This window comes from Micromonospora sp. CPCC 206061 (assembly GCF_036906915.1).
Lineage (GTDB): Bacteria > Actinomycetota > Actinomycetes > Mycobacteriales > Micromonosporaceae > Phytohabitans.
The window spans coordinates 1-21,128 of the sequence record NZ_JBAKHX010000065.1; the positions used below are offsets into that span (position 1 = coordinate 1).

The 21,128-nt window shown below is 72.0% G+C and carries 23 protein-coding genes; 6 read left to right on the plus strand and 17 right to left on the minus strand.

The annotated features are described in order from the left end of the window. Positions 1 to 457: 457 nt before the first annotated feature. From V6V89_RS30940 to V6V89_RS41890, 4 genes are all read right to left on the minus strand, one after another. Positions 458 to 1,888, minus strand: a complete 1,431-nt coding sequence (locus V6V89_RS30940; RefSeq protein WP_334623050.1) for a glycoside hydrolase family 30 protein — start codon at positions 1,886 to 1,888, stop codon at positions 458 to 460. A gap of 74 nt (positions 1,889 to 1,962) precedes the next feature. Further along, positions 1,963 to 2,121, minus strand: a complete 159-nt coding sequence (locus V6V89_RS30945) for a hypothetical protein (RefSeq protein WP_334623051.1) — start codon at positions 2,119 to 2,121, stop codon at positions 1,963 to 1,965. A 30-nt stretch (positions 2,122 to 2,151) separates the two neighbouring features. Beyond that, complete coding sequence (locus tag V6V89_RS30950; protein WP_442935253.1) at positions 2,152 to 2,763, minus strand: response regulator transcription factor; 612 nt, start codon at positions 2,761 to 2,763, stop codon at positions 2,152 to 2,154. Then, the gene (locus V6V89_RS41890; RefSeq protein WP_442935251.1) at positions 2,651 to 3,961 is read right to left on the minus strand and encodes a sensor histidine kinase; all 1,311 of its coding nucleotides are present in this window, start codon (positions 3,959 to 3,961) and stop codon (positions 2,651 to 2,653) included. Before V6V89_RS41890 ends, V6V89_RS30950 begins: the two co-directional genes overlap by 113 nt. A gap of 88 nt (positions 3,962 to 4,049) precedes the next feature. On the opposite strand from V6V89_RS41890, the gene V6V89_RS30965 reads away from it, so the two are divergent. Further along, positions 4,050 to 5,450 carry a hypothetical protein gene (locus V6V89_RS30965; RefSeq protein WP_334623053.1) on the plus strand — a complete coding sequence of 467 codons (1,401 nt, stop codon included), beginning with the start codon at positions 4,050 to 4,052 and terminating at the stop codon, positions 5,448 to 5,450. Between the two features lie 35 nt (positions 5,451 to 5,485). On the opposite strand, the gene V6V89_RS30970 is transcribed toward V6V89_RS30965, so the two are convergent. Further along, positions 5,486 to 6,550 (minus strand): saccharopine dehydrogenase family protein, encoded by a 1,065-nt coding sequence (locus V6V89_RS30970; RefSeq protein WP_334623054.1) that lies wholly within the window; start codon positions 6,548 to 6,550, stop codon positions 5,486 to 5,488. A gap of 103 nt (positions 6,551 to 6,653) precedes the next feature. Between V6V89_RS30970 and V6V89_RS30975 the strand changes: the two genes are divergently transcribed. Continuing rightward, positions 6,654 to 7,631, plus strand: a complete 978-nt coding sequence (locus V6V89_RS30975; protein ID WP_334623055.1) for a helix-turn-helix domain-containing protein — start codon at positions 6,654 to 6,656, stop codon at positions 7,629 to 7,631. A gap of 61 nt (positions 7,632 to 7,692) precedes the next feature. On the opposite strand, the gene V6V89_RS30980 is transcribed toward V6V89_RS30975, so the two are convergent. Genes V6V89_RS30980 through V6V89_RS30990 form a run of 3 tightly spaced genes read right to left on the minus strand, consistent with a single transcriptional unit; the run spans position 7,693 to position 10,666 of the window. Next, positions 7,693 to 9,006: an adenylosuccinate synthetase gene (locus V6V89_RS30980; RefSeq protein ID WP_334623056.1), complete on the minus strand. Its 1,314-nt coding sequence runs from the start codon at positions 9,004 to 9,006 to the stop codon at positions 7,693 to 7,695. Then, positions 9,003 to 9,899 (minus strand): hypothetical protein, encoded by an 897-nt coding sequence (locus V6V89_RS30985; RefSeq protein WP_334623057.1) that lies wholly within the window; start codon positions 9,897 to 9,899, stop codon positions 9,003 to 9,005. Before V6V89_RS30985 ends, V6V89_RS30980 begins: the two co-directional genes overlap by 4 nt. 14 nt (positions 9,900 to 9,913) lie before the next feature. Then, positions 9,914 to 10,666 carry an NUDIX hydrolase gene (locus tag V6V89_RS30990; RefSeq protein ID WP_442935252.1) on the minus strand — a complete coding sequence of 251 codons (753 nt, stop codon included), beginning with the start codon at positions 10,664 to 10,666 and terminating at the stop codon, positions 9,914 to 9,916. 97 nt (positions 10,667 to 10,763) lie between these two features. Between V6V89_RS30990 and V6V89_RS30995 the strand changes: the two genes are divergently transcribed. Next, complete coding sequence (locus V6V89_RS30995; protein WP_334623061.1) at positions 10,764 to 11,600, plus strand: tetratricopeptide repeat protein; 837 nt, start codon at positions 10,764 to 10,766, stop codon at positions 11,598 to 11,600. Positions 11,601 to 11,616: 16 nt separating this feature from the next. Here V6V89_RS30995 and V6V89_RS31000 read toward each other — a convergent pair whose 3' ends face one another. Further along, positions 11,617 to 12,111 carry a MarR family winged helix-turn-helix transcriptional regulator gene (locus V6V89_RS31000; protein ID WP_334623062.1) on the minus strand — a complete coding sequence of 165 codons (495 nt, stop codon included), beginning with the start codon at positions 12,109 to 12,111 and terminating at the stop codon, positions 11,617 to 11,619. An 83-nt stretch (positions 12,112 to 12,194) separates the two neighbouring features. Here V6V89_RS31000 and V6V89_RS31005 point away from each other — a divergent pair, with 83 nt between their 5' ends. Continuing rightward, complete coding sequence (locus tag V6V89_RS31005) at positions 12,195 to 12,770, plus strand: NADPH-dependent F420 reductase (RefSeq protein WP_334623063.1); 576 nt, start codon at positions 12,195 to 12,197, stop codon at positions 12,768 to 12,770. Between the two features lie 25 nt (positions 12,771 to 12,795). On the opposite strand, the gene V6V89_RS31010 is transcribed toward V6V89_RS31005, so the two are convergent. The 7 genes from V6V89_RS31010 to V6V89_RS31040 all read right to left on the minus strand — a co-directional run bounded on the left by V6V89_RS31010 (position 12,796) and on the right by V6V89_RS31040 (position 18,278). Further along, positions 12,796 to 12,990, minus strand: coding sequence for a hypothetical protein (locus tag V6V89_RS31010; protein ID WP_334623064.1), 195 nt, complete (start codon positions 12,988 to 12,990; stop codon positions 12,796 to 12,798). Between the two features lie 164 nt (positions 12,991 to 13,154). Next, positions 13,155 to 13,475 (minus strand): DivIVA domain-containing protein, encoded by a 321-nt coding sequence (locus tag V6V89_RS31015; RefSeq protein ID WP_334623065.1) that lies wholly within the window; start codon positions 13,473 to 13,475, stop codon positions 13,155 to 13,157. Between the two features lie 224 nt (positions 13,476 to 13,699). Next, positions 13,700 to 14,917, minus strand: coding sequence for an NAD(P)/FAD-dependent oxidoreductase (locus V6V89_RS31020; RefSeq protein WP_334623066.1), 1,218 nt, complete (start codon positions 14,915 to 14,917; stop codon positions 13,700 to 13,702). After that, positions 14,910 to 15,098 carry a ferredoxin gene (locus V6V89_RS31025; protein ID WP_334623067.1) on the minus strand — a complete coding sequence of 63 codons (189 nt, stop codon included), beginning with the start codon at positions 15,096 to 15,098 and terminating at the stop codon, positions 14,910 to 14,912. The genes V6V89_RS31020 and V6V89_RS31025 overlap by 8 nt, the downstream gene beginning before the upstream one ends. A 10-nt stretch (positions 15,099 to 15,108) precedes the next feature. Further along, on the minus strand, positions 15,109 to 15,960 hold the full coding sequence (locus V6V89_RS31030) for a fumarylacetoacetate hydrolase family protein (protein ID WP_334623068.1): 852 nt from the start codon (positions 15,958 to 15,960) through the stop codon (positions 15,109 to 15,111). A gap of 1 nt (position 15,961) precedes the next feature. After that, positions 15,962 to 16,837, minus strand: a complete 876-nt coding sequence (locus tag V6V89_RS31035; RefSeq protein ID WP_334623069.1) for a 3,4-dihydroxyphenylacetate 2,3-dioxygenase — start codon at positions 16,835 to 16,837, stop codon at positions 15,962 to 15,964. Then, positions 16,830 to 18,278 carry an aldehyde dehydrogenase gene (locus V6V89_RS31040; protein ID WP_334623070.1) on the minus strand — a complete coding sequence of 483 codons (1,449 nt, stop codon included), beginning with the start codon at positions 18,276 to 18,278 and terminating at the stop codon, positions 16,830 to 16,832. Before V6V89_RS31040 ends, V6V89_RS31035 begins: the two co-directional genes overlap by 8 nt. Before the next feature lie 89 nt (positions 18,279 to 18,367). Here V6V89_RS31040 and V6V89_RS31045 point away from each other — a divergent pair, with 89 nt between their 5' ends. Beyond that, positions 18,368 to 19,849, plus strand: a complete 1,482-nt coding sequence (locus V6V89_RS31045; protein WP_334623071.1) for an aldehyde dehydrogenase — start codon at positions 18,368 to 18,370, stop codon at positions 19,847 to 19,849. Next, positions 19,846 to 20,532, plus strand: coding sequence for a gamma-glutamyl-gamma-aminobutyrate hydrolase family protein (locus V6V89_RS31050; protein WP_334623072.1), 687 nt, complete (start codon positions 19,846 to 19,848; stop codon positions 20,530 to 20,532). The genes V6V89_RS31045 and V6V89_RS31050 overlap by 4 nt, the downstream gene beginning before the upstream one ends. On the opposite strand, the gene V6V89_RS31055 is transcribed toward V6V89_RS31050, so the two are convergent. Then, positions 20,529 to 21,098, minus strand: coding sequence for a MarR family winged helix-turn-helix transcriptional regulator (locus V6V89_RS31055; protein WP_334623073.1), 570 nt, complete (start codon positions 21,096 to 21,098; stop codon positions 20,529 to 20,531). The two genes, V6V89_RS31050 and V6V89_RS31055, sit on opposite strands and share 4 nt — an antisense overlap. Between the last annotated feature and the right edge of the window lie 30 nt (positions 21,099 to 21,128).

Sequence of the window (21,128 nt, forward strand, 5' to 3'; positions counted from 1 at the left end):
CCCCCGGCGGGCCCGCACCCCGGCGGGCCCGCGCCCCGGCGGGCCCGCACCGCTCCCACGCGGCGCGCCCCCGCCCCTCTCCCCGCCGATCAAGGGCAAACGCACGCGGTTCGATCTCTTTTTCACGTGCGTTTGCCCTTGATCGATGCGAATGCCCTTGATCGCTGGTCCGGCCGCCCCCGACCGGGACGGCGGCCGGCGCGGCGCCCAGATCGTGGTTGGCCGGCGTCGGCAGGCCGTGGCCATGGCGACGGCCCCGCACCGAGATCTGGCGCGGCACGGTCGTGGTCGTGGTCGCGCAGTTCAAGAGCGTCGATCAAGGACATCCTCGTTGATCAAGGGCAACCGCACGTGAAAAAGAGATCGAACGCGTGCGTTTGCCCTTGATCGGCGGGAAGAGGTGCGCGCCGGGCGCGGGCGCGGAACGGGTGGGCGCGGCGCGGCCGGAACTGGCGGCTTAGCGGAGGACGAGGGTGGTCAGGGAACGTGGCGGGAGGTTCACCGGGAGGGTTCGGGTGCCGCCGCGTGTGCGGGTGTTGGACACCTGTTCCAGGGAGTGGGCCTCGTCGGTCAGGTACGTGGTCGCGCGGTGGACCCGCGTGTCCGTGCGGAACGCCGTGTCGACCTGCGCCGTACCGGTGTTGAGCAGCTCGACGACCATCGAGCCGTCGCGGTTGCGGAACGCGGTCACCTTCACGTTCGGGTCCGCGGCCTGCGCCTCGGTCCGCACGGCGCCGGGCCGGATGAACCGCGAGTACGCCGCGAACGCCCACAGCCGCTTCGACACCCGGTAGCCGTCACCGGAGTTCGGCAGCTGGATGAACGCCCGGGTGGTGCCCAGCGACATCCCGACCCAGTACACGTACGCGGACGCCTGCGCCTCGGCGAACGACTGGTGGATGCTCTCGGCGATGGCGATGCCGGCCCAGCCGCTGCCGTCGTCCCACGCCTCGTTCCACGTGCTGCCGCTCGGGCTCCACTCGGTCATCCAGGTCGGCTTGTCGGTGGGCAGCGGCGTGTCGGGCCGGCTGGCGTACATGTGGCCGGTGTGCGTGGAGACGTACCGGCTCGCCGCCGGGTCGGCCTCGATGGCCGCGGTGTACGGCGCCTGGTGGTGCCAGCCGAAGGAGTCGCAGCAGACCAGCTCGGTGCCCAGCCCGCTGCGGCGCAGGGTCGGCCCGAGCACCTTCACGAAGTCGACAGCCTGCTCGGGGGTGAAGCGCATGGAGGCGTAGGAGGCGGTCCAGTCCGGCTCGTTGGTGAAGCCGATGTCTGTGATCTTGATGCCTTCCTGCCGGTAGAAGCGCAGGTACTGCACGAGGTAGTTGGCGTACGCCTGGCGCCAGTCGCCACTGGCGCAGGCGGTGCCCGGCACCCCGCACAGCTCACCGCCCTGGCTGTCGGTGCCGTTGGTCTTCATGAACCCGGGCGCGCTCCACGCGTCGGCGAAGATCCGCTTCACCCCGTACTTCTGCGCCTCCTTGACGAACCACACCTGGGCGCCGTCGTCGCCGTCCCATACGTAGGTCGGCTTGGCGCCCGGCCCGCCCGGGTCGGTGGGCTCGATCGTCTTCATGTGGTCGTAGACGTCGTCGGTCGACGACCCGATGCCGGTGCGGACGATCGAGGCGCCGGCACCGGTCTCGCGGTCGAACAGCAGGTCGAGGACGGCCCGGGTGCTCTCCGGCGAGAGGCCACGGTCGCCGCGCAGGATGGTCGCGCGCTGGAACGCCGCGGCGAGGCCGAGCCCGTCGATGGGCTGAAGCCGCTGCCGGAAGCTGATCGCGTTGCCGGTGTCGGTGGGGCCGGTCGCGTTCGCGGGGGTTGCGGCAACGGACAGTACGGCGCAGGTGGCGGCCACGCAGGCGACCGCCTTCTTGACCTTCATGAGACTCCTAGTGCCCGAGCTTCCGAAAATCTTCCGGAGATTGCCCATAACGTATGGTCGATGGAACGCGCTCGTCAACGGCGTAAGACTCCGACCGGTACCGCCGACCAGGTCTCCGCGATGTCGGCGCTGACCAGTGCCAGCAGCGCGACGGACGTCTCGGCCAGCGGCGCCGCCTCGGCAGCGGAGGCGGCGCGGATCCGCCGGTGCGGCCGCGCCAGCGCGCGATGCACGGTCCCGGCGCTCGGCTGGACGCGAGCGCCCTACGCGATGCGGTAGCCGACTCCCGGCGTGGTCGTGATGATCGGCGGGGCGCCCAGTTTGCGACGCAGCCTGCCGATGGTCACGGTCACGGTGTTGGTGAAGGGGTCGGCGTTCTCGTCCCAGACCTGTTCGAGCAGGTCCTCGGTGCTGAGGAAGGCGGGGCTGGCGCGGAGCAGGGCTTCGAGGAGGGCGAACTCCCTGACCGACAGGTCGAGCTGGCGGCCCTCGCGGGTGGCGGTGCGGCGTGCGGGGTCGAGCTCGATGCCGGCCGCCCGCAGGGTACGCGGGCGGGCGGAGGGGCGCCGCCGGGCGAGGGCGTGCACGCGCAGCACGAGCTCCGGAAAGTGGAATGGCTTGGCCAGGTAGTCGTCGGCCCCGAGTATGAGGCCGCTGACCCGGTCCGCGGGGGCGCCGGCCGCCGTCAGCATGAGCACCATCGGGCGCTCCACGGACTCGGTGATCATCTGACAGAGGGTGTCGCCGTGGACCGCGGGCAGGTCACGGTCGAGGACGACCACGTCGTACGCGTTGGCGTCGAGCTTCGTGGCGGCGGTCAGGCCGTCGTGGGCGACGTCGACGGCCATGCCCTGATCGCGCAGGCCCTCGGCCACGACGTCGGCGAGCGGGCGCGCGTCCTCGACCACCAGTACCCTCACCGGGCGCCGCCTCCCCCACGCCGGCCCGCCGGCAGGTGGACGGTGACGCGCAGGCCACCTTCGGGCCGGGGTCGCAGGTCCAGGTGGCCGCCGTGCGCGGTGACGATGGCGGCGACGATCGACAGGCCGAGACCGGAGCCGGCGTCGGAGCCGGTGCGGTCGGCGGCGAGCCGCTTGAAGGGCTCGGCGAGCCGGCGACCTGCTCCGGATCCAGCACCGGCCCACTCGTCTGCACGACCAGCTCCGCCGAGCCGTTCCTGGCGCCGGCGGCGACCCGGATCCAGCCGCCGCGCTGGTTGTGGATGACGGCGTTGTCGATCAGGTTGTTCGCCATCCGGGACAGCAGCGTCAGGCTACCCTCGGTCCACGCGGCGTCCCGGACGTCGGCCTCGACGGTCACGTTTCGCTCCCCGATGTCCGCCGCACGGGCGGCCAACGCCTTGGACGCCACGGTGCTGAGCGAGACCGGAGCGCGGTCGGGCAGCACGCCGTGCTGGGCGCGGGCGAGGTCGAGGAAGCCTTCCAGGAGGCTGTCGACCCGATCGAGCTCGGCGCGGACGCGGCCGGCCAGCGCCACCGTCTGTGGGGGCGCCGGCTCCGGTTTGGCCAGGGCCACGTCCAGCGACGCTCGCAGGGTCGTCAGCGGGGTGCGCAGTTCGTGGGAGGCGTTGGCGACGAACCGCCGCTGCGCGACAAACGACGCCTCCAGCCGCTCCAGCAGGCCATCGATGGTGTCGGCGAGATCCTTGACCTCGTCGGCGGGGCCCGGCACGCCCAGCCGCTCGTGCAGGTTGTCAGCGGAGATCCGTTGGGTCGCCGCGGTGATAGTCCGTAGCGGACGCAGCACGCGGTCGGCGACGACCTTGCCCACCAGGATCGAGACCGCGGCCATCACCACCAGCGCGATCACCGAGCCGATCATGAGCTGGCGGGACTGCGTGGCCCGCAGGTCCGACAGGCGCGCCTGTAGTTCGTGCACGCGCGCCTGCGCCGCCGCCACGGACTGCTCGGCGGGTGGGTTCGCGGGCGCGGCGACCTCGGTCGAGCTCAAGCCGGTGAGCAGGTTGGTGAGGACCAGCAGCGCCAGGCCGGACAGCAGGAACAGGACGGCGTACAGCACGGTGAACCGCTGCCGTACCGTGCGTTTACCCATGGCTCACAGGATGCCGTGCCTGACCTAACAACGACATGACAGCGGCGGTTCGGGCGGTGTTATGTCCGGATCCGTAGAAACCCTGACCATGCGCACTCCCGTAGAAGCCACCACCGCGCCGTTCTCCGCCCTCGTGCGGCGGGAATGGGCAGCGTTCCGCACCCGGGGCCGAATCGTCGCCATGACCTGCGCGGCCCTCGTACACCAGCCGTTGGGGCCCGGCGGCAGCATCACCGTCCGCATGACCTCCATGACCGGCATCATCACCTACCCACCGCCAGACCACGACGAGATCGTCCCCGGCCTGGTGCCGTGGGCGAAGGCCGGCATCATCGTCAAGGACGGCCTCAGGCAGGGTTCCTCGTACGCGGCGCTGATGGTCACCGGCGCGCACGGCGTACGGATGCAGCACGACTACGTCCACGACACGGCCGGTAGCCCTGGCGGTGTCTCGGAGGGCTCACCGCGCTGGCTGCGGCTGACCCGCTCCGGCGACACCATCACCGGCCACGAGTCGGCAGACGGTACGCGGTGGACGGAGGTCGGCACCGCCCGTCTCGCCGGGCTCCCCGAGACCGTACAGGTGGGGCTGTTCGTCACCTCCCCGGGAGATCTGACGCTCCGGAAGGTCGCCCTCGGCGCGCGGATCCCCGAGTCCCGCTTCACCCAGGCCAGCGCCACCTTCGACAGCATCAGCGTGGCGGGTGCGGCGGGCTCTTCGGGCGGCGGCTGGAGCCGCGACGCCGTCGGCGAGATGGGCCACACCGACTGGGAGAAGTACCACCGTGCGGCCGGCCTCGTCGAGTCGAACGGCGCCTTCACCGTCACCGGCTCCGGCGACATCGGGCCGGCCGGTGAGGAAGGCCACTCGCTGGAGAGCCACTTGTTCAGCCTCGTCATCAGCCTGATCATCGTGCTCGTGGTGGCCGTGCGGTTCACCACCGCTGGTGGCGCTCCCCTCACCGGCCGGGTACTGGCCGCGAAGGCCGTCGTCGCGGGCTCAGCGGCCTTCCTCGCCGGACTCGTCTCCGCCGCGGTCGTCATGCCCCTCGGCACCGCCATCCTGCGCGCCGACCACATCAGCGTCATCCCCGTGTCGCCACTCACCGGGGTGCGGGTCGCCGTCGCCGTCGGCGCGCTGCTGGGCCTCGCCGCCGCCGGCGGTCTCGCCCTCCGCGTACTGCTGCGGCGGGCCCGGGCGGCGATCCTGGTCGTGATCGCGGCACTGGTCCTGCCGTACCTGATGGCGACCCTGCCTCTGCTGCCGGACGAGGTGTCGAGGTGGCTGCTGCGCGTCACGCCCGCGGCCGGCTTCGCCGTCAAGCAGACCCTCCACGAGTACCCGCAGGTCCTCGCCCACTACGCCCCGTCGGCCGGCTACTTCCCGCTGGCCTGGTGGGCCGGTTTCGCCGTGCTCTGCGCGTATGCCGCGGCGCTTCTGATCCTGGCCGCCCGCCGGCTGCCACGCACCGGTTCAACGACCGCGTGATCGACGGTCGCGCTTCACGAACGTCTGCGGATGGCCTACCGCCATCCCGCGGCGGCGCGAGACTCCCGGCGCGGTTCGACCGAGATGTGCGCCGACAGCGCGCGGAGGAAGTCAGGCGCGTCGAAGATCTCGCCGGCGGAGGCGACGCCGCTCGTCCTCGTCTGACCGCCGAGGATGCGATGGACGGCTTCGACCGCCAGTGGTGCGCTGATGGCGTAGATGTCCTGGCCGCTGGCGACGACGCGTCGTTGCGTGAAGCCGGAGCGCACGATCACGTCGACGGTGAACGTCTGCGCGGACCGGCCGCCCTCGTCGACCGCCGTCGGTGCGGGCGCGTCTGGCGCGGCCAGGTCCTCGGCCGCGTCGATGGTCATGTACGTGTGCACCTCGGGGATGGACAGGTGGCTGGGGACGGTGACGACGTCGGCCATCGTGAACCCGCGAAGGACGGTCCGGGCGCCCATCGGTGCGGGGAACTCCCACTCCACGGTCGGCAGGTCGCGCTCGTCGACGTAGTACTCCAGCTGGCCACCGGTGTAGCGGACGCGTTGGCCGTCGCGCCGCTCCCGGGAGACGGTGCCGGAGGCGAGGGTTCCGGCCGTGGGGTGCCAGCTGCTCAGTCCATACGCGACGTGCGCCTCGTCGGCCGCCGCCCAGTCACCCATGGCCGTGGTGACCAGCAGATCGCCGAGTCCGCCGAAGAAGGCCATCGCCGGCACCACCGCGACGCCCGCGGCCCGCGCGCGGTCGGTGAAGTGTGCGAACGTGTCGACGTTGGCCTCGATCTCGGCCGCCACATCCACGTACGGGATCCCGGTGCGCAAGGCGGCCTCGATGACGGGCGCCGCGGTCGAGGCGAACGGGCCGGCGCAGTTGATGACCGCGGCCGCGCCCTTCAGCGCCTGGTCGAGCGAGGCCGGATCGTCGACCGACGCCGCCCGGTATTCGAGCCCCGGATGCGACGCCGCCAGCGTCTGGAGCTTGCTCTCGTCGCGGCCGAGCAGAAGCGGGACGAACCCGCGGGCACGCAACTCCGTCACCACGAACCGCCCGGTGTGTCCGTATGCGCCGAACACCGCCACCGTCGGACCTGACACCATCGCGGTTCCTCCATGCTCTCAAAAGATCGACTGAAGAGATCATCGCAGCGGCGGTCCGGCCCCGACCAGTGTCTGGAACGCCATGCCCCGTACAGTTTCGGACATGGCCACGATCGCGCTCGCCGCCACCGACGGAATGCTGCACTTCGAGCTCGCCACGGCGTGCGAGGTCTTCGTTCGCGACCCCTCCGGCCTGGCAGACCCGTGGTACGACCTCGTGGTCTGCGGCCCGGGCCCAGTCCGGATCGGCAGATTCCACCTGGAGCCTGACGACGGGTTGGAGCGGCTCGCCAGCGCCGACACCGTGATCATCCCTGCCGTGGAGGACACGGACGCGGACATGCCACCCGACCTACTCGACGCCGTCCGCGCGGCCCACGAGGCGGGCGCTCGGATGGTCTCGCTGTGCACCGGTGCGTTCGTGCTGGCCGCCGCCGGGGTGCTGGACGGGCTCCGCGCGACCACGCACTGGGCCCACACCGAGGCGCTCGCCGCCCGCTATCCCCGGGTGGAGGTCGACCCGGACGTGCTCTACGTCGACAACGGCAACGTGCTCGCCTCCGCCGGCAAGGCCGCCGCGATCGACCTGTGCCTGCACCTGATCCGCCGCGACCACGGCTCGACGGTCGCCAACGCCGTCGCCCGCCGCCTGGTCGTGCCGCCGCATCGCGCCGGTGGCCAGGCCCAGTTCGTCACCGCCCCGGTGCCCGCCCGCGACGACCATCCCCTTGCCAACCTGTTCCCCTGGGCGATGGAACGGCTGAACCGTCCGCTGACCGTGGAGGACCTGGCTCGCCAGGCGAACATGAGCTCGCGCAACCTGGCCCGCCACTTCAAGTCGGCAACAGGCACCACCCCGCTGCAGTGGCTCTCGACGCAGCGGATCCGCCGGGCCCAGGAGCTGCTGGAGAACACCGACAACAGCATGGACGCCGTCGCGCAGGCGGCTGGCATGGGGACCGCCACGACGCTGCGCCGGCACTTCAGCCGCACCGTCGGTGTACCTCCGGACGCCTACCGTCGCACCTTCCGCGCCGACAACAACCCCACGCAGGTCATCGACCCCGTCGTACCCCGCTAGCGCCTGCCAGCCGATCAGGGGACATCGCGCCGATCAAGGGCAAACGCACGCGGATCAGAGATCAAAGCATGTGCGTTTGCCCTTGATCGGCGGGAGGGAGGGACAGGGAGGGAAGGGAGGGAGGGAGGGAGTGCGGGGGGCGCACGCGCTTGTCGGACGCGGTCGGGCCGTGGGAGGTCAGGACCACCGGCACACCAAGGGTGTCGGCGACGGCGGCGGGCCAGTCGTCCGGTGGGATCTCCGTGTACAGGGGAAGGGTTGTGGTCAGGCGGCGGGTGAGGGCCGCCTGGCGGTCGAGGTCGCCGGGCTGGCCGGGTTCGAGGCGTGCGGTCCAGTCGTAGGCGACGCACATCCGCAGCGCCGGGCTCACCGCGTCCAGGTGGGTGAGCGCGATCCCGTCCACACCGCCGGCCACGTCGAGCGCGTACCGGTGTGCGACCGCGTCGAAGTGCCCGAAGCGGAACCGCCCCTGCCACGCGTTCGTCGGGTTGTGCGGGTCGGCGAGCGGCAGCGCGGCGTCCTCGGTGACCAGCGGTCCCGGGCCGTGCCGGGTGGTGACGGTGCGCAGCACGCCGAGGCGGGTGGCGGCGCCGGCCCAGCCGGCCTCGGCGAGCAGCTTGTCGGCGTTGGCGAAGGTCGTGGTGCTCCAGGTCGTGTACGGGTGGAACCCGTGCCACTCGTCCAGCAGCACGCCCTGTGCCCCCTCGAACACCACCGGGCCGGCGGCGAGCAGGTCGTGCAGGTACCCACCGTCCACGATGGAGACGACCGCGGCGAACCCCCGGTAGGCGTCGACGGCGGCGCCGACCGGTGGGGCGTCGAGCGGGCCCAGCTCGGCGGTGAGCCGGTCGCGTAGCACGGCGAGCTTCGCGCCCAGGGTGCCCGGGTCGCGGCAGTCGGCCACGCGCGGCGCGTCGTCGGGGTGGGCGAGGTAATAGGCCATCGCCTCGCCCACCCCCTTGCCGCAGGAGCCGTGCCGGTCGGCCCCGCGGGCGATCTCCCTGGCCCGGTTGGCGGCCCGGTGGTACGGCGTGGCCATGAGCGCCGCGCCGTCGATGGTGAGCCGGTCGAAGGCGTCGGCGACGCCCACCGCCGCGAGGTGGTCGGCCTCCGTCGCCAGCGCGAGCGGGTCGACCACCATGAACCGGGACAGGTGGGTGCGCACGCCAGGCCGGAATGACCCGGCACCGAACTGGGCGAACGTGTGGTGGCGCCCGTCGGGCAGCACGACGGTGTGCGCCGCCTGCCCGCCCCCGTTATAGCGCACCACCGCCGAGACCGGCCGCCCGTCGATGCCCTGAGCGCACAGCCAGTCGACGACCGTTCCCTTGCCCGCGTCGCCGTACCCGAGGTCGGCCACCACCACGTGCCTCATACCCAGCGCATCCCCGACAGCGCCCGAGAGACGGCCGGGCTGGCGTCCGAGCCCAGCTCGGCCAGGTCGGTGAGGCCGCCGTCGAGGTCGACGGTGCCCTCGCCGAGCCCGACCGTGAGCGCGATCATCTCGCAGACCGCGTCGAGGTTGTCCAGCTCGACGGCGTTCTGGCCGAGCAGGTCGCGCCAGAAGCTGAGTATGGTCAGGTTGCCCGCGTAGCTGGAGCCAGCCGGCAGCAGGTAGTACGTCTGGAACTTCTGCCGCACCTCGGCGACGATCCGCTCCAGCGCCACGTCTTCGCCTGGGTCGTCGCCGATGACGCGGCGCACCTCGCGGGCCTTGACCCGGTCGTAGGCCATCTCGTCGCCGATGATGAACAGGTAGCCGCGGCGGCCGCGCCGTTCGTAGCAGTCGATCGACGTGTGCCGGGCCATGAAGTAGAGCGCCAGCTCGTACGACTCGGTCTGCTGCCCGCCGCCTCCGCCTTCGAGGACGATGCGGCCGAGGTCGTCGTCCATCCGGTTGTCCGATTCGAACTGTCCGATCTGGAGCGGCACGCGGTCGCACGTGGCGTCGCCGATCGCGCCGAACATGATCTGCGGGTCGCGCGCGTACCCCTTGCGCTGCAGCAGCCCGAGCAGGTTCGGCAGCCGGCTCTGCAGGATGCGCGGCACTCGCCGCATCGACCCGGTGACGTCGAACAGCACCGCGATCGCCAGCGAGTCGGGGTGCTCGGCCGAGTCGCGGCTCTCCCGGAACGCGTCGCGCGGGTCGAGTTTGGGGTGGACCGTGCGCGCCCCGCCGTCGCTGTAGGCGAACGCGCTCCTGCCCGTCGCCCGCCGGTACCGGTCGGCTGCCTCGTAGACATCGGTGGACCAGATCCCACTGCCCATGGTGTACCTCCCTGTTATCGCGTGGTTTCTTCGGTGGCCGGCCGCAGCAGCGCGGGGTGCAGCAGGCGGGCGTCGCCGGCCCGGTACAGCCGGGCGCGGGGGCCGCCGCGTGGGCCGCCGTGCTCGGTGGTGGCGCCGGTGCTCTCGACCAGGCCGGGCACGGAGAGCACCTTGCGGTGGAAGTTGCCGGCGTGCAGCGGGTGGCCCCAGACGGTCTCGTAGACCGCCCGCAGCTCGGCGACGGTGAACTCCTCGCCGAGGAACCGGGTGGCGAGGGGGGTGTACTCCAGCTTCGCCCGCGCGCGCTCCAGGCCGTCGGCCACGATCCGCTCGTGGTCGAACGCCAGCCGGCGGCTGGCCAGCGCCGCGACCGGGAGCCACTCGGCGTCTCCCGCGTCGGTGCCGGCGGACGGCTCGGGCAGGTCGGGCGCGAACGCCAGGTAGGCGACGGAGACGACCCGCATGCGCGGGTCGCGGTCGGGCGCGCCGTAGCTGGCGAGCTGTTCGAGGTGTACGCGGTGCAGCTCCTCGCCGCCCAGGCCGGTCTCCTCGGCGAGCTCGCGCCCCGCCGCGGCCGGCAGGTCCTCCCCCGGTCGCACGAACCCGCCGGGCAGGGCCCAGTAGTCCATGAACGGCTGCTCGGCGCGGCGCACGAGCAGCAGGTGCAGGACGCCCTCGCGGATGGTCAGCGCGACCACGTCGACGGTGACCGCCACCGCCGGGTAGGCGCGCGGGTCGTACGCCGCCAGGTACTGCTCCTCGGTCACAACCACGGTTCCTCTCAGGTTGAGAACTACTCAGACTGAGAGTAACCGTGGTCGCCGCTCTCCACAAGACCGTGCGAGCCTGGGCTCAGGTGATCCGTTGCCCCAGGCCACCGTCGACCGATGCGTGGTCGAGCAGGCACATGATCACCACGTCGCTGGCCGCGACCGCCTCGGCGACCGTGCCGGCGCGCGCAGCGCCGCGCTCTTTCGCGAACTGGGTGGCCGTTGGGGCCTGCTGAAGGCCACCGGCGTGCTGAGCGCGCTGGCCGAGGTCGCGGGCGACTACGCCGAGGCGGCCCGACTGCGCCGGGATGGGCTGCGGATGGCCGAAGAACTCGGACTGTGGATCGAGGTCTCGTACGTACTGTCCGGGCTGGGCAGGATCGCGTTGTTGACCGGCGACCACGCACGGGCCGACGAGCTGCACGGGCGGGCGATGCGGTTAGCCGCACGGCATTCGCACAGGCGGGGCGAGCAGTTCGCCGAGGTGGGGCTGGGGCTCTCCGCACGCCGGCAGGGCCGGCTCGACGACGCCGAGACCCACCTGCGCAGGTGGCTGGAGTGGTGCCGCCAGATCGACGGGGACATGGGCGCGGCACTGATCCTCGCCGAGCTTGGCTTCATCGCCGAACAGCGCGGCGACGCCGAGGCCGCGCTGGCCACGCACCTGGAGGGCTACGCCGCCGCGCGCGCGACGGACGACCCGCGGGCAATCGCCCTCGCCCAGGAGGGGTTGGCCGGTGCGCACGCGCTCGCCGGCCGGTACGAGGAGGCGTCGCGCCTGCTCGCGACGGCGACCGCCCATCGCGAGTCGGCGGGCACGCCCCTTCCCCCGGCGGAGCGCGGCGACGTCGACCGGATCGAGGCCCTCCTGCGCGGCTCTGTCGCCGACCCGCCCTTCGCGCACCGCGGCAGCGGTGCACTCCCGTCCTGAACTCGACCGCCGGTTGTCATCCCGCGTCGTACCGCGTGTACAGCGCCGCCCGGGCACCCTCGGGGTCGAGCCGGCTCAGGATGGCGTCGGTGATGTCCTTGAGCTGGGAGACCTGCTGCGGCGTGAGGGCGTCGATGACGTGCTGCCGCACGGTCGCCACGTGACCGGGCGCGCTGTCGCGCACCTTCTGCAAGCCGGCGTCGGTGAGCCGGGCGTTGGTGGCGCGCCGGTCGTCGGGGCACGAGAAACGCTCCAGCAGCCCGCGCGCCTCCAGCCGCTGCACCACGTGCGACAGGCGGGCCAGCGTGGCGCCGGTCTGCCGCGCGAGGGTCGTCATGCGCAGGGTGCGCTCCGGAGACTCCGACAGCATGGCGAGCACGTAGTAGTCGAAGTGGGTCAGCTGCGCGTCGCGCCGCAGCTGGCTGTCGAGGACGCCGGGCAGCAGCTCCAGCACCGTCACGAGCCGGACCCATGCTGCCAGCTGCTCCCGATCGAGCCACCGCGTGTCCATGGTCACATCATAGCCGAAAAAGTTGTCGCTACAACTAACACGGCGTAGAACTAGTTGTAGCGACAACAAACCAGGAGGACACCATGGCACACGTCAGCATCATCGGCACCGGCAACATGGGCGAGGCCGTCGCCGGCCTCGTCACCAAGGGCGGCAACACCGTCGAGCTGTTCAACAGCTCCGACGCCGGCAAGCGCGTCACCGGCGACATCGTCGTCCTGGCCGTCCCCTACCCGGCCGTCTCCGACGTGATCGCCGAGCGGGGCGAGCAGCTCGCCGGCAAGATCGTCGTCGACCTCACCAACCCGCTGAACTTCGAGACGTTCGACGAGCTGGTCGTCCCCGCCGACAGCTCCGCCGCGGCCGAGATCGCCGCCGCGCTACCCGCGTCGCGGGTGCTGAAGGCTTTCAACACCAACTTCGCCGGCAGCCTGGTCTCCGGCACCGTCGACGGCCAGCCGACCACGGTGCTGGTCGCCGGTGACGACGCCGAGGCCAAGGCGCTGCTGTCGGGTGTGGTCAGCGCGGCCGGCCTGCGCGCCATCGACGCCGGCGGCCTCACGCGCGCCCGCGAGCTGGAGGCGGTCGGTTTTCTGCAGCTCGCGCTGGCCGTGACCGAGAAGATCTCCTGGACCGGCGGGTTCGCCGTCGTCTCCTGACATCACCGCGCGGCGACGCGGCAGGTCACAGCAGGGACGGCCCGCGTTCTGGCAGCTCGACGTCGTCGTCCACACCATGGGGGCACATGCAGACGCCCTGCTCGCCGACGAGCCTGGCGCGGGCCGGCGTGTACTCGTTCTTCTCCAAAGCGGGCAGGGGGCGTCCACATTGATCACACAGTCGAATACCGGTGGTCGCACCGACGCGGATCGCCGTCATCGGATCTCCTCTGGGGAAAGCCGCACCCGGGCGGCACCCGAACGCGTAAGCCTCCACGATTACCTTTCACACCCCGCCCGCGCCACCCTGTCGTCCTCTGGTGAGCCAACTCACCGCTGAACGCGTCCGGGGCGATCGGCTGAACCCGCCGAGACGACAGGGCCCTACCAGCCCTGCTGCTGGTGCCCGTTGCCGTACCCGCCGCCGCCCTGCTGCTGCGCCGGCCGGGCCGCGGGCGGCTGCGCGCACGTCGCGGCGTGCTGCACCTGCCACTGGTGCAGGGCGTTCTTGACCCGCACCGCGTCGGTCATCGCGGCGTCGAGCTCGTGGTGCAGGCGGCTCATCTCGTCGGCCACGTGGCGCAGGAAGGTGTAGACCTGCTCCGGGTCCAGGCCGCCACGGCGGCGCGGCGCCGCGGTGAACGTCGCGTCACGCACGTCCTGCGGGCGCAGCCGACCGGCTCGTCCGCCCGGGCCATTGGACACCGAGCTTCACCTCCCCTGAGCAGCCGGACGGTGTGACCACCGGCAGGTCCACACTGTAGTCGACGCAACACGTTGGTGCTGCAACGCAACAACGCAGACCCGCCGCATCCGGCCAGGTGCTGTCAGGCCCCGTCGGGCGAGCGTGACGCCGAAGAGCCGTGGGAGCCGCGGCTCTTGATCTTCCTGCCGGCCCAGATTGCGCCGGAGATGGCGGGATCGCCCGCCTATGTGACAACCGTCGCGGCGGGGAGAGCGGCGCCCGCGGGCAGAGCGCTGCGGTAGCGGGCGACCGCGGCTGTAGTGGCGTTGCCGCCGAGGCCGACCACGCCCACGAGGACGCCGCCGCGGTGGTAGCCGACGATCACATCGCCGTCCAGGTCGCCGTCCAGGTCGCCGTCGAGGACGCGGATGTCGGCGGTGCCAAGGCCCGGGGCGCCGATCGCCTGTAGCCGGTCGCCGTACTGGTCGCTCCAGAATGTCGGCAACGGCGCGAAGGCTGCGCTGTCGAGCGGCGCGCCGGTGAGCCCGGCGACCAGGGTGCGGGCGGCGCGCTTGGCGGTGTCGCCGGGGATGCTCCAGTGCTCGACGCGGCGAGGCACGGCGTCGAAGCGCGCGTTGGGGAATCGTGCCACGTCGCCGACCGCGACCAGGTATGGCAGGCCCTCGACGCGCAGGTGAGCGTCGCAGAGCAGCCCGTCGGACAGGTCGAGGCCGTTTCCGTCGAAGCATCCGGTGTTGGGCAACGAGCCGACCGCCTCCACCACGGCGTCGGCGTGCAGCACCGTGCCGTCGTCGAGCACGACCCGCCCCGTCTCGAACCGGTCGACGGTGCGTCCGAGGTGGAACCGCACCCCGTGGCGCTGGTGGCGGCGCAGCAGGGCGGCCGCCAGCGGTTCGCCGAGTGGGCCGAGCATCGGCAGCGCCAGCGGGTCGACCACGGCCACCTCGACACCGACGCGTCGGGCGGTGGCGGCCACCTCGCAGCCGATGAACCCGGCGCCGACGACCACGAGCCGCGCGCCCGGTACTAGTGCGGGGCGCAGGCGCAGCGCGTCGTCGAGCGTCCGCAGCACGTGCCGTCCGACCTCCGTGCCTGGGCGGCGCAGGCGGCGAGGACGCAGGCCGGTCGCGGCCACGAGCCCGTCGAAAGCCAGCGGCTCGCCGTCGGTCAGCGCCAGCACCCGCGCGCCGAGGTCCACGGTGGATACGCTCGTGCCCAGCCGCCAGGTGACGTCGGCGACGCTGGCGCGCGGGCGGAACGCGAGCGACCCGAATGACGCCGTGCCGGCGAGGGCCTCTTTAGACAGTGGCGGCCGGTTGTACGGCATGTGCGGCTCAGCGCCGATGACGGTGATCTCGCCGGTCCAGCCGGCCGCCCGCAGCTGCTCGGCCGCCCGCAGTCCGCCCAGGGAGGCGCCGACGACCGCGATCCGCTCAGCCATCGATCCGGATCGCCTGTAGTGGGCAGACGTCGGCGGCCTCCTCCACCGCGTCCCGCAGTGCCTCGTCGGGCTCGGCGACGAAGCCGAGCTTGCCGCCGTCGTCGAGGTGGAACACCTCGGGGGCGGCGAAGACGCACTGGCCGTGGTCCTGGCATCTGGCCAGATCGACGACGACTCTCATGTGGGCTCCCCTAGGAACGACGACGAGGTGGGCGGATGCCGCGGTACTCCCAATCGCCGCCGAGCGCGGTGGAGAGCACCTCTTCGGACGCGGTCGGCTGGGCTCCGCAGTCGTCGCGGACCGGCGTGGGACCGGTGACGATGTGGTTGGTCAGGGTGCCGAGGCCCTCGACCTCGACCTCGACGGTGTCGCCGGGTTGCACCGGGCGGGAGTTGGCGGGCGTGCCGGACAGCAGGACGTCGCCCGGGTACAGGGTGATGGTGCGGGCGATGTCGGCGACCAGGTAGTGCATGTCCCAGGTCATCTCGTCGGTGGATCCGTCCTGTACGACGGTGCCGTTGACGTACGTGCGCAGCCGCTTGCCCCGAAAGTCCCAGCCGGTGACGAGGCCCGGCCCGAGCGGGCAGAGCGTGTCGGAGCCCTTGACCCGCAGCATCGAGCCGGCGTCGGTGTCGCGAAAGTCGTGCAGCCCGTAGTCGTTGGCGATGGTGTACCCGGCGATGTAGTCGGCGGCGTCATCGGGCGCGACGTTGCGGCAGGTACGCCCGATGACGATGGCGATCTCGCCCTCGTAGTTGAGGTACTGGCAGCCCTCGGGGCGCACGATGGCGCCGCCGTGGGCGTTGAGCGACGAGGTGGGCTTGTGGAAGTACGTGGGTGCGGATGGCAGCGTGGTCTGGAATTCCTCGACCCGGCTGCGGTGGTTCAGATGCACCGCCACGATCTTGGTGGGCGCGACCGGTGGCAGGTGCACAGCGTCTTCGATCTTGACTCGGCGGCCGTCACCGGCCACCAGCTCCGCGCCGTCACGCACCACCTCGACCGTGGCGCCGTCCAGCACGATCCTGCGGTACTCGATCACGTCAGCTCCAGCCGTTGGCGGGTCGGTCGAACCAGATGTGCACCTGGCCGGTGCCGACGGCGTTCTCGTACTCGCTGAACAGGCGGCCGGGCGCGGTGCACCGCTGCTCGCCGAGCGCGCCGATCATCATCAGGTAGTGGCCGAACCGGGCCTCCGGCTTGACCTTCAGGAACTCCGGCATCGTGTCCAGTACCAGATCGTGCCGGCCCTGCTCGAACCAGGCGATCCGCTCGTAGTCGGCCTCGCGCGCGGCGGCGGTGAAGATGTGCCGGGGGTCGCTGGCCTCGTGGTCGCGGATCTGGCGCAGCGGCCAGAACGTGTGCGACAGCGCCCCGGACGCGACCAGCAGCACCTTGCGGTCGGTGGCGGCGATGCCGTCGGCGAGCGCCCGGCCGAGCCGCAGGTTGTCTTCGGTGTCGGCGGTCTGGCAGACCCCGATCGACATCCACCGCTTGTCCGGCACGCCCAGGTATGTCCACAGGTTCGTGGTGGCGTAGTAGATCGGCAGGTAGGGGTCGTCGATCGGGGTGATCCAGGTGCCGTGCTTGTCGGCGTGCGCCGCGATCGCGTGGGCGAGCTCGGGATCGCCGGGAAAGTCGTACGGCATCCGGCACATGCCGCGCGGCAGCTCCTCGGAGGTGAACAGGCCGGCCCTGCGGCTGTGCGCGGTGACGACGAACTCGACGGTGGTGGCCCAGTGCGAATCGAGTACCACGACCGTGTCGTAGTCGAGGGTCTCGAACACCTCGGTCCGTAGGCGCCGGAGCCCCGGTACGAGGCTGATCTCCTTGCCTTCGTTGAGCTCGCGCCGATCCGCCTCGGGCAGCACGATCGTGGGTACGTGCGAGAGCAGGCCAGCGCCGACGACTTCACCCATGGTCGCGCCATCCTTTCGGTGCGGTGACGGTGTTCTTGATGTCGCAGTAGAAGTCGAAGCTCCAGGTGCCGCCCTCGCGGCCGATGCCGGACTGCCGCGCGCCGCCGAACGGGGCCCGAAGGTCGCGGACGAAGAAGCAGTTGACCCAGACGGTGCCGGCGACGAGCCGGGCGGTGACGCGGGCGGCGCGGGTGGGATCGCCGGTGACTACGACGGCGGCCAGGCCGAACCGGGTGCCGTTGGCCAGCGCCACGGCCTCGTCCTCGGTGTCGAAGGTCTGAAGGGTCAGTACCGGGCCGAAGATCTCCTCGGTGAGAGCCTCGGCGCCGGATGGGAGGTCGGCCAGGAGCGTCGGCCGGTAGTACAGGCCACCGAGGTCGGTGTTGGGGCCGCCGCCGGCGACCACGCGGCCGCCCGCGGCGAGCGCCCGGCGCACGAACCCGTCGACGCGCGCGAGGTGGTCGGGGTGGATGTTGGGGCCGACGTCGGTGGCCTCGTCGCGCGGGTCGCCCTGGCGCAGGGCGGCGGTGCGGGCGGCCAGCCGCGCGGTGAACTCGTCCGCTATCGCGGCGTCGACCAGCAGCCTGGTGCCGGCCAGGCAGACCTGCCCGGCGTTGTCGAACTGCTCGACCGCCAGATCCACGGCCAGGTCGAGGTCGGCGTCGGCGAACACCAGCAGTGGTGACTTGCCGCCCAGCTCGAAGCTGGTGGGTACGAGGTTGGCGGCGGCCGCGGCGGCGATGGTCCGCGCGGTCGGCACCGAGCCGGTGAAGCTGATCCGCCGCACGTCCGGGTGGGCGACCAGGGCCGCGCCGGCCTCCGCGCCGTACCCCTGGACGACGTTGAGCACGCCGGGCGGCAGCCCCGCCTCGGCGGCGATGTCGGCCAGCAGCGAGGCGGTCAGCGGCGACCACTCGGCGGGCTTGAGGATCACCGTGTTGCCGGCGGCGAGCGCCGGGGCGACCTTCCAGGTGGCCAGCATCAGCGGCGCGTTCCACGGTGTGATGAGAACGCACGGTCCGGCGGGGTCCCAGCTGACGTGGTTGGTGTGGCCACGGGTGTCGAAGTCGTCGTGGCCCAGGCCGGTGAGCCAGTCGGCGAAGAACCGGAAGTTGTGCGCCACCCGCGGCATCACGCCGTTGCGGTGCGAGCGCAGCAGCGCGCCGTTGTCGGTGGTCTCGACGATCGCCAGCTCCGAAAGGCGTCGCTCGACGCCGTCCGCGATGCGACGCAGGAGGCGGGCCCGCTCGTCGCGGCTGGTGGCGGCCCAGCCGGGAAACGCCTCGCCTGCCGCCGCCACGGCCGCTTTCGCCTCGTCCGCTCCCCCGCGTGCGACCTCGGCGAGCAGGCTGCCGTCGATCGGCGACCGGTCGGGGAAGGTGCGCGCCGACGCGACCCGCTCACCGCCGATCCAGTGCCGGGTGTCGACTGCCACGCTCATCTGGACTCCCATATCGTTTGGTTCCAAATAACATAGGTGGACCACGAGGCACGGTCAAGCTACTGTTTGGGCTCAAACGAGGAGGTGTCATGGTCGGCTCACACGAGGATTGGCTCCGGCTGGCCGGTACCGTCAAGCCGCCGACCAGCCACTACATCGACGGCGCCGACGAGGCCGGCACCAATGGCGCCTTCGCGGTCGTGTCCCCACGCGACGGCGGCGTCGTCGCGGAAGTCTCAAACGCGGGCGTCGCGGAGGTCGACCTCGCGGTCGCCGCGGCCCGCCGGGCCTTTGACGCCGGCCCTTGGCCGCGCCTGTCGCCCGCCGAACGCGGACGCGTCCTGACCACATTCGCCGACCTCGTCGAGCGCGACAGGTCCGAGCTCGCGGTGACGATCAGCCTGGAGATGGGCAAGCCCATCTCCGAGGCCCACGACGTCGAGTTACGCGCCGTCGCCAACACCTTCCGCTGGTACGGCCAGCTCGCCGACAAGCTGACCGATGAGGTACCGCACACCGCGGCCGACGCACTCGCGCTGGTCACCCGCGAACCGGCCGGCGTGGTGGCCGCCGTGGTGCCGTGGAACTTCCCGCTCACCCTGGCGTCCTGGAAGGTCGCGCCCGCGCTGGCGGCCGGCTGCACGGTCGTGCTGAAGCCGTCCGAGCTGTCGCCGCTGTCCGCCCTCCGGCTGACCCGGCTGGCGACCGAGGCGGGCCTTCCGCCCGGCGTCTGGAACGTGGTAGCCGGCGACGGCCCCACCGCGGGACGCGCCCTCGGGCTCCACCCCGACGTGGACGTGCTCGCGTTCACCGGCTCGGCTGCGGTCGGGCGGCAGTTCCTGCGGTACGCGGCCGACTCCAACCTCAAGCGCGTATGGCTCGAACTGGGCGGCAAGTCACCCAACATCGTGCTGCCGGACGCCCCCGACCTCGACCGGGCGGCCGCCACGGCCGCGTGGGGCATCTTCTTCAACCAGGGCGAGATGTGTACCGCCCCGTCCCGGCTGCTCGTGCACCGTTCGATCGCCGACCGGGTCACCGAAGCCGTCGTGGCACGGGCCGAGGCGCTGCGGATCGGCGACCCTCTCGACCCGGCCACCGAGATGGGCGCACTGGCCGGCGAGGCCCACCTGGCGAGGGTGCTCGACCACGTCGCCGCCGGCCGCTCCGAGGGCGCGCGGCTGCGCACCGGCGGCGACCGGTGGGGCGCGGGCGGCAGCTTCCTGCGGCCCACCGTCTTCGACCGCGTTTCCCCCGGGATGCGGCTGGCGCGCGAGGAGATCTTCGGGCCGGTGCTGTCAGTGCTGGCCTTCGACACCCTGGACGAGGCGATCCACCTGGCCAACGCCACCGAGTACGGCCTGGCCGCCGCAGTCTGGACCGCCGACCTGTCCACCGCCCACCGGGTCTCCCGCGCGCTGCGCGCCGGCACCGTGTGGGTCAACTGCTACGAGGAGGGCGACCTCAGCGTGCCCTTCGGTGGCGTCAAACAGTCCGGCCACGGCCGGGACAAGTCGGCACACGCCCTCGACAAGTACACCGACCTGAAGACCACCTGGATCCAGCTATGAGGGAGCGAGCGGATACAGCGACGCGTCCTTTGGTCGCGATTCCGGCTCGCTTCGCGGCGCGCACCAACGTGTTGCGGTACCGCGCGGAGGTCGCCGCCCGCGCGCTCGTCGAGGCCGTGTACCGGGCCGGCGGCGAGCCGTGGATCATGCACCCCGACACCGACGAGGCTGAGCGTCGACTCGCCCGGGCCGACGCGCTGCTGCTGCCCGGCGGCGGCGATGTGGCACCTCACCGGTACGGCGGCACCGCCGGCGACCACCCCCTGTACGACGTGGACGACGAACAGGACGCGTTCGACATCGCGGCGGCCCGGTACGCGATCGCGACCGGCATGCCCACGCTCGCGATCTGCCGGGGCCTTCAGATCGTCAACGTGGTGCTCGGCGGGACGCTGCGCTGGCTGGGCGAGGACCACCTGCACCTGGTACATCCGGTCGCGCTGGCAGCCGGGTCGGCGCTGGCGGCGGCGCGCGGCACGGGAAAGGTCGAGGCGTCCTGCTACCACCGCCAGTGCGTCGACCGCCTCGGTGAGGACCTCGTGCCGGTGGCGTGGGCGGCCGACGGCACGATCGAGGCAATACACCGCACCGCTCCGGGCGGCTGGCTGATGGCCGTGCAGTGGCACCCTGAGGACCTACCCGACCAGTGGCTCTTCGACGCCCTGGCCGGCGCCGCGCGCTAGGCCTTGCGGCGGCCGCCGCGGCGAGGGGTCGGTGGCGCACCCTCCAGCAGGTCCAGGCGGCGCTGCTCGCCGTTGTCTTCCAGCTGGGCCACGATCTGGCGCAGGCCGTCGGCCAGGCGCAGGCACTCGTCGGTGCCCAGCCGCGCGGTCACGAACGCCTCCTCGGCGTTGAACGCCGGGAACAGCCGGCTCATCAGCTCCTCGCCCGCCTCGGTCAGAGACAGCAACACCATCCGCCCGTCCGATGGATGGCTGGAGCGGACCACGAGCCCCCGCGACTCCAGTGTGCGGGCCACCCCGGTGAGCGTGCCCTTGGAGATGCCGGCCTCGGCCGCGACGTGCCGGGTCTCCATCTCGTCGAAGATCCAGACCACCCAGAGCACCACAAATCCGGTCCAGGTCAGCTCGGCCTCGCGTAGCACCGTGTTCTCCACGTGCTGGCGGGTGGCGGCGGCCGCCCGATAGATGTTGGAGACGGCCGCCATGGCCTCGCGGTGTAGCCGGACCGCGCCGAGCTTGGCCTGGACGGCCTTCTCGGTCTCGGTGATCGAACGGTGTCCAGTCACGGCACTCCCTCGGGCGAGCGGATCCAGCCG

Coding starts and splice junctions, on each gene's coding strand:
- V6V89_RS30940 (WP_334623050.1), bottom strand. CDS start 1,888: ATGAAGGTCAAGAAGGCGGTCGCCTGCGTGGCCGCCACCTGCGCCGTA.
- V6V89_RS41890 (WP_442935251.1), bottom strand. CDS start 3,961: ATGGGTAAACGCACGGTACGGCAGCGGTTCACCGTGCTGTACGCCGTC.
- V6V89_RS30965 (WP_334623053.1), top strand. CDS start 4,050: ATGCGCACTCCCGTAGAAGCCACCACCGCGCCGTTCTCCGCCCTCGTG.
- V6V89_RS30970 (WP_334623054.1), bottom strand. CDS start 6,550: ATGGTGTCAGGTCCGACGGTGGCGGTGTTCGGCGCATACGGACACACC.
- V6V89_RS30975 (WP_334623055.1), top strand. CDS start 6,654: ATGGCCACGATCGCGCTCGCCGCCACCGACGGAATGCTGCACTTCGAG.
- V6V89_RS30980 (WP_334623056.1), bottom strand. CDS start 9,006: ATGAGGCACGTGGTGGTGGCCGACCTCGGGTACGGCGACGCGGGCAAG.
- V6V89_RS30985 (WP_334623057.1), bottom strand. CDS start 9,899: ATGGGCAGTGGGATCTGGTCCACCGATGTCTACGAGGCAGCCGACCGG.
- V6V89_RS31000 (WP_334623062.1), bottom strand. CDS start 12,111: ATGGACACGCGGTGGCTCGATCGGGAGCAGCTGGCAGCATGGGTCCGG.
- V6V89_RS31005 (WP_334623063.1), top strand. CDS start 12,195: ATGGCACACGTCAGCATCATCGGCACCGGCAACATGGGCGAGGCCGTC.
- V6V89_RS31010 (WP_334623064.1), bottom strand. CDS start 12,990: ATGACGGCGATCCGCGTCGGTGCGACCACCGGTATTCGACTGTGTGAT.
- V6V89_RS31020 (WP_334623066.1), bottom strand. CDS start 14,917: ATGGCTGAGCGGATCGCGGTCGTCGGCGCCTCCCTGGGCGGACTGCGG.
- V6V89_RS31025 (WP_334623067.1), bottom strand. CDS start 15,098: ATGAGAGTCGTCGTCGATCTGGCCAGATGCCAGGACCACGGCCAGTGC.
- V6V89_RS31035 (WP_334623069.1), bottom strand. CDS start 16,837: ATGGGTGAAGTCGTCGGCGCTGGCCTGCTCTCGCACGTACCCACGATC.
- V6V89_RS31040 (WP_334623070.1), bottom strand. CDS start 18,278: ATGAGCGTGGCAGTCGACACCCGGCACTGGATCGGCGGTGAGCGGGTC.
- V6V89_RS31045 (WP_334623071.1), top strand. CDS start 18,368: ATGGTCGGCTCACACGAGGATTGGCTCCGGCTGGCCGGTACCGTCAAG.
- V6V89_RS31050 (WP_334623072.1), top strand. CDS start 19,846: ATGAGGGAGCGAGCGGATACAGCGACGCGTCCTTTGGTCGCGATTCCG.